This window comes from Cytobacillus sp. IB215665, from assembly GCF_033963835.1.
In the GTDB taxonomy this organism is placed as follows: domain Bacteria; phylum Bacillota; class Bacilli; order Bacillales; family SM2101; genus Nanhaiella.
The window spans coordinates 131,770-147,300 of the sequence record NZ_JAXBME010000012.1 but is presented as its reverse complement, the minus strand read 5'-3'; the positions used below and the strand labels follow the sequence as shown (position 1 = coordinate 147,300).

At 33.2% G+C, this 15,531-nt stretch carries 14 protein-coding genes and 1 pseudogene; 6 read left to right on the top strand and 9 right to left on the bottom strand.

The genetic code is table 11. The features are described from left to right. Positions 1-66 precede the first annotated feature (66 nt). Positions 67-756 (bottom strand): class I SAM-dependent methyltransferase, encoded by a 690-nt coding sequence (locus SLH52_RS15130; RefSeq protein ID WP_320210107.1) that lies wholly within the window; start codon positions 754-756, stop codon positions 67-69. A 161-nt stretch (positions 757-917) separates the two neighbouring features. On the opposite strand from SLH52_RS15130, the gene SLH52_RS15125 reads away from it, so the two are divergent. Continuing rightward, positions 918-1,061 carry a hypothetical protein gene (locus tag SLH52_RS15125; RefSeq protein WP_320210106.1) on the top strand — a complete coding sequence of 48 codons (144 nt, stop codon included), beginning with the start codon at positions 918-920 and terminating at the stop codon, positions 1,059-1,061. Positions 1,062-1,497: 436 nt separating this feature from the next. Further along, complete coding sequence (locus tag SLH52_RS15120; protein WP_320210105.1) at positions 1,498-3,666, top strand: DNA topoisomerase III; 2,169 nt, start codon at positions 1,498-1,500, stop codon at positions 3,664-3,666. Between the two features lie 45 nt (positions 3,667-3,711). Here the strand turns inward: SLH52_RS15120 and SLH52_RS15115 are convergent, their stop codons facing one another. Further along, positions 3,712-4,689, bottom strand: coding sequence for an HD-GYP domain-containing protein (locus SLH52_RS15115; RefSeq protein WP_320210104.1), 978 nt, complete (start codon positions 4,687-4,689; stop codon positions 3,712-3,714). A gap of 319 nt (positions 4,690-5,008) precedes the next feature. Between SLH52_RS15115 and cspD the strand changes: the two genes are divergently transcribed. Further along, positions 5,009-5,209 carry a cold-shock protein CspD gene (gene cspD / locus SLH52_RS15110; RefSeq protein WP_320210103.1) on the top strand — a complete coding sequence of 67 codons (201 nt, stop codon included), beginning with the start codon at positions 5,009-5,011 and terminating at the stop codon, positions 5,207-5,209. Positions 5,210-5,523: 314 nt separating this feature from the next. Then, positions 5,524-5,793: a DUF2564 family protein gene (locus SLH52_RS15105; RefSeq protein WP_320210102.1), complete on the top strand. Its 270-nt coding sequence runs from the start codon at positions 5,524-5,526 to the stop codon at positions 5,791-5,793. A gap of 240 nt (positions 5,794-6,033) precedes the next feature. Here the strand turns inward: SLH52_RS15105 and SLH52_RS15100 are convergent. Beyond that, positions 6,034-6,231: pseudogene (locus tag SLH52_RS15100) on the bottom strand (zinc-finger domain-containing protein); the annotation flags it as partial. Positions 6,232-6,263: 32 nt separating this feature from the next. After that, on the bottom strand, positions 6,264-6,917 hold the full coding sequence (locus tag SLH52_RS15095; RefSeq protein WP_320210101.1) for a ribonuclease H family protein: 654 nt from the start codon (positions 6,915-6,917) through the stop codon (positions 6,264-6,266). 299 nt (positions 6,918-7,216) lie between these two features. On the opposite strand from SLH52_RS15095, the gene SLH52_RS15090 reads away from it, so the two are divergent. Then, the gene (locus tag SLH52_RS15090) at positions 7,217-8,134 is read left to right on the top strand and encodes a DMT family transporter (RefSeq protein WP_320210100.1); all 918 of its coding nucleotides are present in this window, start codon (positions 7,217-7,219) and stop codon (positions 8,132-8,134) included. A gap of 46 nt (positions 8,135-8,180) precedes the next feature. Here the strand turns inward: SLH52_RS15090 and SLH52_RS15085 are convergent, their stop codons facing one another. Continuing rightward, on the bottom strand, positions 8,181-8,459 hold the full coding sequence (locus SLH52_RS15085; protein ID WP_320210099.1) for a DUF6123 family protein: 279 nt from the start codon (positions 8,457-8,459) through the stop codon (positions 8,181-8,183). A 533-nt stretch (positions 8,460-8,992) separates the two neighbouring features. Here SLH52_RS15085 and sspL point away from each other — a divergent pair. Beyond that, positions 8,993-9,142 carry a small, acid-soluble spore protein L gene (gene sspL / locus SLH52_RS15080; RefSeq protein ID WP_413785541.1) on the top strand — a complete coding sequence of 50 codons (150 nt, stop codon included), beginning with the start codon at positions 8,993-8,995 and terminating at the stop codon, positions 9,140-9,142. Positions 9,143-9,276: 134 nt separating this feature from the next. Here the strand turns inward: sspL and SLH52_RS15075 are convergent, their stop codons facing one another. The 4 genes from SLH52_RS15075 to SLH52_RS15060 all read right to left on the bottom strand — a co-directional run bounded on the left by SLH52_RS15075 (position 9,277) and on the right by SLH52_RS15060 (position 14,767). Then, the gene (locus SLH52_RS15075) at positions 9,277-9,414 is read right to left on the bottom strand and encodes a hypothetical protein (RefSeq protein ID WP_320210097.1); all 138 of its coding nucleotides are present in this window, start codon (positions 9,412-9,414) and stop codon (positions 9,277-9,279) included. An 83-nt stretch (positions 9,415-9,497) separates the two neighbouring features. Beyond that, positions 9,498-10,322: a sulfurtransferase gene (locus SLH52_RS15070; RefSeq protein ID WP_320210096.1), complete on the bottom strand. Its 825-nt coding sequence runs from the start codon at positions 10,320-10,322 to the stop codon at positions 9,498-9,500. 486 nt (positions 10,323-10,808) lie between these two features. Next, on the bottom strand, positions 10,809-11,075 hold the full coding sequence (locus SLH52_RS15065) for a YpbS family protein (RefSeq protein WP_320210095.1): 267 nt from the start codon (positions 11,073-11,075) through the stop codon (positions 10,809-10,811). A gap of 11 nt (positions 11,076-11,086) precedes the next feature. Continuing rightward, a complete protein-coding gene (locus tag SLH52_RS15060; protein WP_320210094.1) occupies positions 11,087-14,767 on the bottom strand; it encodes a dynamin family protein in 3,681 nt (1,226 codons plus the stop codon). Between the last annotated feature and the right edge of the window lie 764 nt (positions 14,768-15,531).

Genomic DNA, 15,531 nt, shown 5'->3' with positions numbered 1-15,531 from the left:
TTACCTCGGTTATTAGGTTGCTTAAACCTCTATATAACAGAGGCTCTATAAACGAGTTTAACAGCATTATTTTTCACTTTTATTTATAAGCATAGATACCCACATGAAAGTCAGGGCTTGCTTTAACTCTTTCGGTAAGCTGTTAATTTGTTCGTCTTGGACCTCCTTTTTATATATCCCATGACCATCTACAATGTCCCAATCATGTGCCTTTGCTAAGTTCTCAAATTCCCAAGGCATCATCGTGTTGCATATGACTTTTTCTCCAAATAGTCTAGGATAGCTATGTTGTCTAGGACCAGCAGTAGGGCCTAATATACCTGCACAAAAAAAGCCGTTAGGTTTTAAGACACGCTGAAATTCTAATAACACATGCTTTGGGTCTTCAGTCCATTCAAGACAATTAATAGCGATAATGGCATCTACTGAGCTAGCTTTAAAAGGAAGTTCTCTAGCATCAGCTTGTATAAATGTTAACTTTTCCTCATTATTAAAAAGGCTTGCTTTCTCAATCATCTCTTTCGATAAATCAATACCTACCACTTGATAATTTTCTTTCGCTAGCTTCTGTGAACCATAACCGTCTCCACAGCCAATATCTGCAACAACCCCACCCAATTTAAAGTACTTTTTTACAAATGGGATAATTGTTTTCCGGCTACCATCTTCCCACATTTGTTCACTTCTGTTATTCCAAAATTCAGCTTTTTTATCCCATTCTTGACCAGATCGATGATGCCAATTAAAATCCTCCACTACATAAACCTCCTATAATTACTGTTATATTATTATTCGCCAATTTAATTATAATTCCTTGATTAATAAAGGTTTAGCTGTACAAACTAAATTTGTAAGTTTATAGATGAAGGATAACATCAACTAATTGACACAAAAATAGTAAGAAAGAAGCTGATATGATGACTAAAAAAATGAATTACGGGAGCAAGAATCAAAATTCACCAACTAATGGTGAAGTACCCGGTAAAATAGTAGCTGGTGATAATAGCAAGGGCAATAAACGGAATAAAGACCAAAGAGACAAATCAGATTTGTACGAATAACAAAAGTTGATATGATCCAATGAGAGCTTGAACATCGTTTTCAAGCTCTTTCTTTTTGGCTGTTTTCTTAATGATTGTTGTTTTTTGTATTAAAACCAACTAGAGTTCGAGCATCTTTTCTTCTGTATAACGATAACTAACAATATAAAAACACTTTTTTGGTACTAAATTGATAACAATAGCATCAAAGTTTACGAAAAGAGCCTTCTTTTTATCAATGCTCCTGTCATCTATGATGCCGTTTATACATGATTAAAGGTAATTTTGTTCTAATAATCAAACTAGATTTAACTGTATATCATTCTCTAAATAACCATGATAAAAGCTTAAACCTCTTTAACCGATAGATTTTTTTACGTATCCTCGAAGTTCAACATATCCTTTCACATAATCTACTGTTATAATCATAGAGCGATCAAAATTAAGGAGAAGAAATATGAAAGTAGTTATAGCCGAAAAACCAGACCAAGCCACTAAATTAGCTGCTCCTTTTTCCTTTACTAAAAATGATGGTTATTTAATGGTGAAACCAAATACTACATTCCCAAATGGAGCTGTTATCACATGGGCGATTGGACATCTTTGTGAATTAAAATCACCTGAGGAGTACCATTCAACATGGAAAAAATGGGATAAACTTACACTGCCAATGGTACCTAATAGATTTGAATATAAAGTAACTAAATCTAAATTAAAACAGTTTAATATTATTAAAAATATATTGAAACGTGCTGAAGTTCAAGAAATCATTATCGCTGGAGATGCTGGACGAGAAGGTGAATTAATTATACGTACAATCATCAAACAATGCGGAGTAAGTATACCAATGAAACGGCTTTGGATTTCTTCACTAACTCAGGCTTCAGTCATGAAAGGTTTCTCCTCTTTACTTACAGAAGAAGATACGAGACATATTTATTTTGAAGCTTTAAGTCGCGCCTGCGCAGATTGGCTGATTGGTATAAATTCCTCAAGAATTTATACGATTCTACTAAAAGAAAGAGGGATCCAAGATGTTTTTTCTATCGGGAGAGTTCAAACACCTACCCTCGCTTTAATAGTCAAAAGAGAGCATGAAATAGCTAATTTTAAACCAGAAGATTTTTGGGAGGTCGAAGCTCAGTTTAATTTTTTGGGACAGTCAATTAAAGCTAAGTGGCATAAAAAAAACGAAACTAAGATTTATAATGAAAACCAAGCGATCGCTGTAGCTGAATTTTGTAAAGATAAAAATAGTATCATTTCAGATGTCAAAAAAGAAAGAAAAGAGTATCAGCCTCCATTTCTATTCAATCTGTCTGCACTTCAAGCAACAGCAAATAAAACACTTAAACTTTCACCACAGAAAACATTAGATATATTACAAAAACTATACCTGAAAGGAAATATATCGTATCCTCGATCAGATTCACAGTACCTCACAACAGAAGAAGCTGCAGTTCTACCAACTGTACTATCTCGCTTAAAAGGTATAGAGAGATATGAAAATTTATTACCCCCACCAAATGGGTCGATAATTAATAATAAAAGATATGTAAATGAAAAGAAAGTAACTGATCATCATGCTATCATTCCTACCGAACAGATACCTGATCATACAAAGTTAAGTTCAGAAGAGGCTAAAATTTACGATTTAATCGTAAGACAAGTAATAAGTGCCTTTTATAACAATGCTATTTTTAATTATACTACTATACATATATTAGTAGACAATCGTGCTACTTTCATCGCAAAAGGTAAAGAACAAATTGAAGAAGGTTGGAAAAAAGTTATAAACCATCCACATAACCAGTCGGATGGTGGAGATCAAATCCTCCCGATCATAGAAAAGAACACAAAAGGCACCGTTGCAAAAGTAAATGTAAAAAAAGGACAAACAAAGCCACCAAAAAGATATACTGAAGGTAACTTGATTACCCTAATGAAAACAGCAGGGAAACATTTAGATGATACTGAGTTAGAGAATGTATTAGCTAAAACCGAAGGGCTAGGTACCGAGGCAACACGAGCGGGAATTATAAACCTATTAAAGAATCGTAATTATATAGACATTAACAAAAACCAAACGATAGCTACCGCAAAGGGCATGCTACTAATAGAAGCTTTAGGAGATAGTATATTGGCCTCCCCAAGCATGACAGCAAAATGGGAGCAAAGACTTTCAGAAATAGGTGAGGGTTCTGCTTCACCCCGAAAATTTATTGAACAAGTGAAAAAATTATCACAGAATATAGTAGAAGATGCTCAGCAGCACAGTCACAGTTGGTCATTTACAAACATTCCTATTGAGACGGTCGGATCGAAGCAGAAAAAAAGTAAATTTAATAAGAAAAAAATATCTTTCGGTAAATGTAAAATGTGCAATGGTAGCATTCTAGACTTCGGAAATTTCTACGGTTGTACAAACTATAAAAAATCTAACTGTAAATTTACAATTTCTAAGAAAATCTTAGGCAAAACGGTATCTCAAACAAACATAAAAAAGCTATTAAAAACTGGTGAAACTAACGTTATAAAAAACTTCAAAAAAGATGGTAAAACGTTTGATGCTATAGTTTTATGGAGTGATCGCGACAAGAGGATCGTCTTTAAATATATGAAATAGGACTTGATATGGCTATAGGTACTACTCCCTGCCATTTCAAGTCCTTTAAGTTATAATTGTTTTTACGAATAAATCTTTTTCTTTACTTAAATCGATCATTTCATTTTGCACTTGCACTAGTGGATTTACTGGATCAAAGCGATTTATCAAAATTATTTTTGCCTGTCGACCATCTGTTAAATAACATCCCTGTCCGACTGTTGTATCCATCATGTGAAATAGAAAAACAAATAAGATATTTGGATCAAACTTACCGAAAATATGATCATTCATTTCCTTAATCACTTTATAGAACGGGGATGCAACACGATATATACGATTGGATGACATCGCATGGAAAACATCAGCAACAGCAACAATTTTGGAAAAATAATCTATTTTATTTCCTGTTATTCCATAAGGATAACCTTCACCATTTTCACGTTCATGGTGCTGAAGAGCAACTAAACTAATTTGCTCATCAATACCTTTAGTATTATTTAACATGTCATAGCCGTATATGCAATGATTTTTTATCTCTTCATATTCATCTTCGGTAAGTTTATTAGGCTTTTGGAGTATGTCTAATGGAATTTTCGTTTTGCCAATATCATGTAACGTTGCTGCAAGTGTAAGACGATGTAACTCCTGTTCATTTATATTCAGCCACTTGCCGATCAATGTTGCAATCACTCCAACACCGATATTGTGTCGATATGTATAGTCATCCTTTTTATGCAATTCATTAAACAGATAGAAAAGATTAGGAATTTCTGCAGCCTGCTGTATTGTTGGAATGATGTCTCTTTTAATTTCATAAAGAGGAATTTTATGTGAATTTCTTACCTCTGTAAAAATATCCTTTACTTGGTCTACCACTTCATCAATTTCACGGGAAACAACTGTGATTTTTTTGTCATATATCGAGTCAGTGCGAAGTTTAGTAGCATGTGATTGTGTATTTCTTAAATTGCTGAGCATCTCATCTATTTCTTGAACTGTTAGTGGTGTCAGCCTATTCTCTTTTTGTACAAATGATCTCATTATAACACCTCTCTATATTTGATTGTATCATAATTTCCAAACCCTTCCTATCATTAACAGAGTCGAAGAACTATTTTTTACTTTATTTACAATATAAGATACTTATGTAAAGTTCTTATTTTTCTGTTATTTCTGTCTATTTATCTTGACGCAATAATTTCATTGGTGTATATTTAAGACATCATTTAGCAGAATGTAAGATTTCATCATCTTAGACAGCTATTGATATTACAAAGCTTCAGCTTAATATATTCCGTTAATTGATAATAAATTATTTTGTAGCACTTTTGTGCAGGAAGTATTAGGAGGAAATAGTATTATGCAAAACGGGAAAGTAAAATGGTTTAATAATGAAAAAGGTTATGGGTTTATTGAAGTTGAAGGTGGCGATGATGTATTCGTTCACTTCACAGCTATTCAAGGTGATGGATATAAATCATTGGAGGAAGGTCAAGAAGTTTCCTTTGAAATTGTTGATGGAAACCGAGGGGCTCAAGCAGCCAATGTTGAAAAACTATAAATTCAGATTCATTCACATAAAATTTTTTTGAAAAAGACTGAATCATACAGTCTTTTTTGTTTTGTAAATTGGCCCTCACACTTTATGAACAGGTTGCTCTTATATTAATAGTTGCTTTTAACTTTAATATGATTACGCAAGCTACTCTCCTTAACATCCTATCTCCGACACTACAATGGCGATCTCATAAATTTACTATGCTAATCTTAATCCTATGGCATCAATGTTAACAACATGATCTTATATAAAAATATTCAATTACAGTGAATAATCGTCTACTCTCCGACTAACTATATAGTCAGGAGGTGTATGTATTGACTAAAGAAGAAAATGAAGTATACACAGGTTATAATGATATTCAAGATCTTAACATGTCAATTCAAAGTGCACAAAAAATAGTAGGACGTGCCACAATGAGTATGGATGAAGAACAACTAGAGGGAGCTACTCAGGCTGTTTCAGAAGCACGTGCTAAGCTTGTAGATGCAAATGCAAACTCAACTGGTTTTGATAATGAATTTTTACAACAGTCAGAGAAATTATTATCACAATGTGAAGAGCAGCTCAATGAAGCAAAGCAGTAATTCAAATCATTTTAGTTTGAGTATTTACTTCACCTGATTGGAAAGGTTCAACATAACGAACTGGGATATTTCCCATTTAACGTAGCTAAGATAAACATAAAACCGCAATTATGCGGTTTTTTCCTCGTAGGCTTATTAGCCATCATCTCCAAAATAATTAAGCTAGTAATCCCTATCAAGAATTGGCATATTACGTTCAAGCTCTTCATTATTATCTTTCCCACATTGATATAATTGACCATGTGACAAATTCTCTCCATATTTCTTTAATAAGCTACCAACTGTACAAGTATGAATACAAAATGATTGTGCATACGTTTTCCCGTATTCTTTTCTAAAATTACTTTTTACAAAACAATCTTGGCAGTACGTATCGAGGATTTCACTTATCTGTTCAATAATTAGTTTTCTTTCCAAAGTATCCACCCTCCTTGTCATAACTACAATACATATATATGTTATGATAAGTTTTAAATTTCTACATTACTGTGAATGACTATCCCTTCCAACGCTTGGCTAGCAAGCTGATCAGCCTCACCATTTTGCTTTCTTGAAATTGGTTCGTAATGAGGACGAATACCTAATTGGCGTATCTTGTCCTCTATTTTATCTAACCATGTATTATATACCTCATCAAAGCATGGCCAATCACCTGAAAGCTGATTAAGTACTACATGTGAATCTCCACGAAATGTAACAGAGATGTGGTGAATACCTAACTCTTCTACCTGCCCCAGTAAATACCACAGCGCTGCATATTCAGCTTCATTATTTGTTTCAATTTCTGAAAATAACGCATTGGATCTTAAACGATATTTTTTATTGTTTTGACTATAATAAATAACTGCACCAAGCCCTGCTTGTTTGTTATTGTTATCATAACCACCATCAAAATATACAATTATATCGCTTGGTTCAGTTTCTAGTTCTTTAGAAAGCCTAATTAACTCCTTTTTCGTCCATTTTGTATCTTTTTCATCATAAAATAATAACTCGTTTGTTCGTCCAGTACGTTCGAAGTCTTCACTGATTGAAAGAGCAGCTTCCACACTAATTTCTTCAGATGTTAATGTTATAACTTGCTTATTGATTGTTTTATACGTCCATTCTATTTTAACTTTCATTTCTTCACCTCTCACCTTCGTTTTGTTCAACTATTGAAATGTCTTTTCGTAAGTCTTTTTTCGTTAAATTTATGCTGTGTTATTAAAAAATGTTCAATTTAGATGAGAAGTTTTTGTAAAACCGCATCAAAGATACATCGAACATCAGATATTTATGAATTTATTTCACATTCCGAAAAACATCAATCAATTGGAAAATAACTAAACATAAACACAATTTTTGCATTCCCTATTTTGTAGTATGTATGATACACTACAATTTAGATTTTTATTTAGCTTGAGAAAGGAAGAAAGAAATATTGAGAAAGTCCGTAGTTGCAGATGGTGCTCTATTGCTTATAGCTTTCGTATGGGGTACCACTTTTGTTCTCGTGCAAAATGCTATTTCTTTTTTACATCCATTTTCCTTCAATGGTATTCGTTTTTTTATAGCAGGAATATTTTTATTGTGCTGGCTTATTATCTTTAATAAACAACAATTAAAACAGCTAAATGCACCTATGTTCATGTCTGGAGTAATATTAGGTATTTGGCTATTTCTTGGTTACGCATTTCAAACATTTGGTTTATTGTACACAACTTCATCTAAGGCTGGATTCATTACTGGCCTAAGTGTTGTACTTGTTCCTATATTCGCGGTTTTTTTATTAAAAAATAGCATGACACGTAATGGAATAGCTGGTGCTATACTAGCTACCATAGGTCTTTATATGCTAACGATGGGTGACGAAGTGTCAATTAATCGGGGTGATATTCTTGTACTGTTTTGTGCTATATCATTTGCGATGCACATTATATTAACAGGTAAATACACGAAGCGCTTCCCGAGTTTAATTCTAACTGTCACACAAATCTTAACGGTGGCTTTTTTATCATTATTACTAGCGTTTCTTTTTGAAGATTGGAATAATCAATTACAAATAAACATTTTACTTCAGAAGGAAGTATTTATTGCTTTAGTAATTACTTCAATCTTTGCAACAGCATTAGCTTTTTTAGGACAAACTTTTTTCCAAAAATCCACTACTCCAACTCGAGTTGCGTTAATTTTTGCAACTGAACCAGTATTTGCATCCTTAGCTGGATTTCTTTGGGCAAATGAGCAATTAAGCCGCATTGCAATTATTGGCTGTATTTGTATTTTTAGTGGCATGGTGCTATCAGAATTACCTGAAAGGAAAAATAAAGAAGTGAAATGTAGTACAGGAGTCGAGTAAAAACGCTCCTGTTTTCTTTTTGTGTTAATTTTTAGCCTATAAGAAATTACATAAGGTTTTTTATGTAGGCAAATCGTACGGCTTCTTCTCGAGTTTTAATGTTATTCTCTTGGAAAGATTCTAGTAAAGAGACAAAAAAACTTCCATCAAACTCTTTTTGTACCTTCAATGTTATTTCTATCGCTGAATTAACTAGTTCATCTGTTGATTTTGTGTATTGCTGTCCGAATGTAATAAATCCTAGCGCATCTTCTCGGAAATGAAAGCCTTTATTAGTTAAGTATTGAATGTATTCATCAACTGTAAACGACTTATGTTTTATCATTATGCCTCAACCCTATCTTGATTTGGTTCGAATCCACCAAAAAGTTTGGATAACACATTCCTTATATTAACGTAAATTCCTTAAAATATCTATTCGTTTTTTCAATGTTATGCTCTAACAATATTGTATACATGATGATGTAATAAACACTGAGGAGACATTATACAATAAAATTAATGAATGGCTCTTTTTCTAATTGTTAATATCGTTCCTAAACTAGAATATGTTTTACGCAATAGTCATTGCTTTACTAAACAAAAGATGCCCCCTAACACTACATGTATATGTGCTTACATCATAGATCGTAGAGCTACAATGATAGCGAAAAAAGCCTAATGAAAGGCTCTTTTCGTAAACTATGTTGCTATTTTTACTAAAAAGGACTATGTGATGAGTTTTATTGTATTACGTGCTTATGTATTATAAGAATAGCAACAACAAAAACGAAAACAGCCTAATGAAAAGAGACTAATCTATGTACTATTTGATGAAAGGTCCATTCATAATAAATGATGAAGTGGATAAAATATTAGATGGAGGTGAAGTTGTTGACTAAACAAAGTAAAACGAGAGGGCGAGTTAGTTCAGGAGTAAATCCACAAGGTTATGGACAAGAATCAGCAGCAAACAATTCTCCAAAAAGCAAACTAGAGAATGCTGCAAAGATGAAAAACACAAAATAACAACATGATCATAGATTATAAGCATTCGGTATGCTATCTATAATAAAATAAAGGCACCCCAACAGTCAGCATTTTATGTATCAATTACAAATTGTTGACTTTGGGGTTAAGTGTTTATGCTTACTCTATTACAATTACTCTTCTTTTTTACGGTTTTTCATTTTGTTTGATTCAACTTCTGCATATGACGCAAATTCATTGTTATAGTCATTTTTCTGTTTAGCGTTATTATTTCTTTGTGCATTTGCATTACCTGCTTTTGTTTTTCCCATTTTATCGTACTCCTTTACGGCTATTTAGGAGGTCGATCAAACCTCCAAGCTTAGTATAGGAAATTTATACGAACATATACTTATTAATTTTTTACAAATTCATTGTCATCATACGATATCCAATCACTCCAGCTACCCACATAGAGTTTAATATTATTATAGCCAGCTTCCTTTAAAGACAAATAATTTGGGCATGCAGTAACGCCAGACCCACAATAGACGATTATATTTTCATCCTTGTCGAGTTGTGAGAACCTGCTTATCTGCTCATCACTCATTTTCCACATGCCATTGGAATGTAGACTATCCTTCCAAAAATAATTAATAGCTGATGGAATATGTCCAGCAAGCTGATCAATAGGTTCTTCAATTCCTGCATATCTACTATTTTCTCTCGAATCAATAATAATAGCGTCATTGCGTTGGCTATGTACTTTTACTTCTTCCATAGCTACCAACATATCATGCTGAATACGTGGAGTAAAAAAACTCCTTGTTACTGTTGGTATATCCGTTGTTATTGGCATGTGCCCTTCTTTCCATGCGGCATATCCACCATTCAAAATTTGTACATGCTTTAATCCAACATATAAAAGCATCCAGCAAAAACGTGATGCAAAGGCTCCTCCTTGATCGTCATAAGCTACTACCCTTGTATGTTGATCAATTCCTGCTGCATGTAATTTTTCACAGAATTCTTCAATGTTTGGCAGTGGATGACGGCCTCCGTGCTTTTCAATAGGGCCTGATAGGTCCTTATCTAAATCAAAATACAATGCGCCTGGGATATGCCCTTGTAAATAACTATTTAACCCTGCCGTAGGGTCTTCTAAGTGAAATCTACAATCAATGATTCGAACATTGGAATTATGTTTGTGTAACCAATCGACTTCAACAATATGTTTCATGTCCTCTCTCCTTTCCATTGATATAAACTCTCATAGAAGCTAATGGGTAAAATAAGCAAAAAGTTATACTCCATTAGCTCTCTTCTTCAAAAAAGGAAATCAGTTAATGAACTTAAACATGTTGTCAATTACATAGGCAATTGTTCATTACTCCTATTATTTCTACATTAAAACAATTCGCATTGATTAAACTTATGCTAATAGCTCTTGGTTAATAAAAGTAGGTAATCACTTATCAAAATTCTGTTCATCTAAACGAAAAAACTATTACAAATTACCTTGAAAATTGTCCCTTCCGTAGGCTCTTTTCGAAACATTGTTGCTATTGTTATCAAATTAGTAAAGTGGTTTTATATTGTTAGCCATTGTTGTACAGAAAAAAAGATGCCACGAACTCTATTTGTGTACATGTTACTTCTTAATACGAAAAACAGCAATCAATGCGAAAGCAGCTTTTACGTAACAACAACGAATTACTGACCGAATTTATTTAAAACCGAGCTTTTGTGCATACTCTTTCACCATCGTGTTAGTAACATATTTCCTCGTAGGACTGACTCCTTTACTGGCAAGTGCATTTATTTGAGTAGTTACTTCGTTAATGCCATCAACAGAATAAGGTTGATTCGCTTTACACAATTCAAGAGCCTCATCAATTAAAGCTTCTCTTTGATTGTCTAATTGTACAAAAATCTGAATATGGCGATGCTGACTTTGTGAATGACTCGTAATTGCTTTGTGTACTTCTGACATGAGAGTTCCTCCTAAATATCCATATTACTCACTATAGATTGGCGTATTTCCTGTAACAAGAATACATCTACATTATCTGATAATGCAAGAATTATTCCTTCATAATAATCTTCATTTTCGTTTAATAACTTTTGTAGAGATGCTTGTACATACTGTTCGAAATTATACTGGTAATGGCTTGTCACTTGAGTTTTCATAGTTTCTAAAAAGCTAGGTATAGTCCCCTCTAATTGCTTAACTATTTCATCACTCATTTTTTGTTTGCCATTTTTTTCGAAGAATGTCTTTGCGTTTTTATACATCCCTATTACTTTATTTTTGTTGATTTGATCTCTAATAAAAGGATAGTGAAAAGCTGGTGTAGGAAACTCAAACTCACTATTTATATTAAATTGTAAATGATCGTTTATTCCCGCAACACGAGTATTTATATCCTCTAATATTTCAGCAACTTGTTTTCGTAAAAATGCTTCAACACGTAGACTAGTTGCCCGTATTTCCTGCTCTAAATCGAACGATATTGCTGACAGTAATTCCTCTAATGCACCTTCCAATTTCACTTGAATATTATTACCATCTTCACGTAAGGTCGAAGGGTTAAAACTTTCTTTAAATAAGTCTGAAAAACGTAAAAAATTCCGTTGTTGAATATAATAGACTAATTCTTTTATTTCTTGATCAATTGACCGCCTTTGATTGTCGATCTGGTAAGTGCTAATAATAGATCGAATGCTTTCTCGTTCATCTGTTGCTGCCAACAGCTTGCTATTTTTTTCTTCATTACTTGTAGTTGCTGTTTTGATATAATCATCTAACATATTTTTTACTTTCTCTATATCCGTGTAAGCAGAGCTTATAGTTATCTCTGCTAGTTCTTCTATGATAAATGTTTTAAAATCCCGTTCAAAACGTAAGATTCCTGAATAATCTTTCATCTCACTACCATTATCATTAGATCCTTTTTGTTTTGATGTTAGCGCCTTATGACTAGAGAGTGGATATAGACGTGGGTCTCTTATACCGTAAGAGACAAGTTGCTCGTCTACAAAGTTCATAACTGAACCGAGTTCCTCTTCTGAATGTGCCAAATCTGATGCGTTAACTACGAAGAACATTTTATCCATACTAAAAGTATCTTTCACTCTTCCAAGTTGAATTATAAATTCTCTATCTGCTTTGGAAAATGCATGGTTATAGTAAGTGACAAATAGAATAGCATCTGCATTTTTAATATAATCGAAGGCTACATCTGTATGTCGAGCATTAACTGAGTCAGCGCCTGGTGTATCTACCAATGATATACCTTGACTTGTTAACTCACTATCAAAGGCAAGCTCAATCCATTCAACGAAGCACGCCTTTTCTTCCACAGAAACATAGTCGGAAAAGGCAGCAAGGCTAGTCGTGATGATAGAGCCTAAATTTTTGAACATTGTATCATATCCACTACAAACTGCATGAAGAAATGAATAATGTGATTGATCTCTACTATCAATAACTTGCTGGCGATATGTACCTTGCTTTAATAACTTAATCGCATCTTCCAAATTGTTAGCTTTCAAATTAAATATTTTTAATGACTGTTGGACATCTTCAAAAATTTGTTGCCGTGTCTTTAATTTAACTTTTACCGTCCCGTGTGGAAATTCCTCCGATGGTGGGATAATTTTGTTAATCGTTGCTGTTGTAGGATTTGGTGAAACTGGTAATACCTTGTCTCCTAAGAGAGCATTTGCAAATGATGATTTTCCTGCGCTGAAAGCTCCAAATAATGCGACTGTAAAGTTTCTATTTTTAAGCCTTTCAGATTTTTCACGTAGCTCCTTAGCAACTGTTGCAAACCCAGTTGTTGCTGAAATTTGATTACAAACGTGGTTTAAGTATTTAATCGTTTCGTTAACGCGATCCCCTTGATTACGATTATTACGTAGCGTCAAGTTTGTATTATCTAAACTGCTTTGAATCACTTGGCTATCAGTTACTTCACTATTTTGATTTGTATCTTCCATTGAAGTAAAGACAATTTGTTCTTCCAATAAAGCTTTCAACTCTTCATTATCCTGAGGCAGTTCATTTTTTCTATGAAGAAGATTATTTAGAGATGTTCTATGTCTCTCTTCCATCGATACCAATTGATCAAGCCCTGATTTAGCCTCCATCAAATTGTTCTGCTGCTTAAGAATATTTTGTAACATATCAATTTGTGTACTTGTATGCTTTTTCAACTCAAAGATTATGTTACTAATAATTTCATTTGTGTCATCGCGGCACATTCTCTTAATCATTTGAACTACATCATTCGTATATGTCAGGACATAATCACCCGTTAATCTTGCTCCTTGTTTTAATACGTTTTCCAACATAGAAGGTTCGAGTGTAATGGAGAAAGTTTGAATGTCTCTCGTCAATTCATCTTCCCCAATAGCCTGTTTTTTACAAAATTCTAAAAAATAATCTTTAATATGCCATTCCAGTTGTGAAGAAATCTTATCCTTTATATCTTCAAACAGTACACCTAAGCGATCTTCCCGTTCTTTTGCAATTTTCTTTTTGGAGCCGAATATACCTATTTTGAAATCAGCTTGACCAGCTTCAATAAATGCTCTTGCATGTTCTCTAGTAGAATATGGCATAAGATATGCATTATCTAAAATAGCCTGTATGTCTTTTTTGCAATTTAGCTCTGCACTTTCCAATGCTTGTTGTTTCTCATCGATTTCTAGTTGTACATTATTTATGCTTGTTAGAAGTTCTTCTCGTTCATTTGCAGGTAACTGAGAAAGAGTTTTTTCAAACATATTTTGCTGATCTAATGTTTTGTTTACATAATATTGCAAATGTTCATTTAGTAAATTTTCAGCCGCTAATAAACTAGTTGTTACGAGGAGGCTATCCTTATCGTTGATTTTTTCCTGTAACAACTTCTTGACGCTAGCTAGTTCATTTAATGGATGATCCTTTTTCTTTAAAGACGTGTAAAATATACCATCTGCTTCAACTTTCCAATTAAAAAAAGATTTTTTTACACCGTTTGCAAAATCAAAAAAACTAACTTCCTGTTCCTGGTGTTTATCAATTTGATTAATGATTAAATATACTTCTTTTCCACGATCCTTTAATTCCTTTGCAAACAAAAAATTTTCTTCTGATTGTACATGGTTATAATCCATTACAAAAAATATCGTATCTGCGATGTGAAGAGCTGATTCAGTCGCCAAACGATGCGCATCATCAGTTGAGTCGATCCCAGGAGTATCCATAATTGATACCCCTATTGGAATAGAAGTTGTTTCAACACTAAGTTCAATAGATGCGACTGAATCACCGTCCTTACAAAGAGATTTTACAAGTTCATAATTATACGGACCTTCATATTGCACCACTTCACCACTATGAAAGTAAACCCGTGCATACTTGTTTCCCCTCTTTACTTTAACAAGGTTGGCACTTGTGGGAATTGGACTAGTAGGCAATAGCTGTTCACCTATTAATTCATTGATCATACTTGACTTCCCTGCCGAGAAATGGCCACAAAAACCTATGGTAAATTCCTCACTTTGAAGTTTTTTCATTAATTGCACAATTTTCAACGCGGTTTGGCTATCACCTTCATCATTAATTTTATGATAAATATCGAACAATCCGCTCGTAACATTTTGAGTTGTGTACTTCTTAACCCCTGTTTGCCCCATATACAATACCCCTTAACATTCTGACTGATTAGTTATTTTCTTATTTTACAATATTAAATAGGATGTTTCATAGTAAAACTAAAAATTATTCAGAAAAACCCCAGCGCCATAACGATTTTGAAATGGTATTAAAGTTATATCATTTGAACATATATTTTCCCATCTTTTAACTCGCCTCATATGAAATAGGTAATGAAATTATTGGCTTTAGCAAGGAACATGCTTTGTAGTCATATTTAGAACGAGCTACGTAAACGTTGATTTAATACTAATCTAATCGATCGATTTATAAGCTTGACTCATAAGATTAAATAACTTATTTTCTTTCTTAGCTTAGTTCCTTAGTATCTTTTCTTCATTAACATAATCATAATCACATAAGATTTCTACTATCGTAATTTTGTATATATAACAGCATAGTTTACGAAAGTGTCAAATAACAAGTACATGAGCATTTCATATGTACGTATATCGTTCTTCGAAAAACCCAAACATGTAAGAGCTGTTAAACAAGGAGATGAACATCGTTCATATAATTTGTTGCTTTTATTACAGAAATAAGACATCTAAAGAAATGTTTTGAACAATTTCAACGAATTATTCAATCAAGCTATGTAACGCTAGTTAAATGTGGTGTAACTCTTACAACAAGTGAAAGGGAAGATTATTGTGAAGGTGATTAGGAGATTTCAAATAAAAAGGACTTCCCCTGTTTGGAGAAGTCGAACGTTTTAAAGGAGTTGTTGTTGTGCATTATTATTATA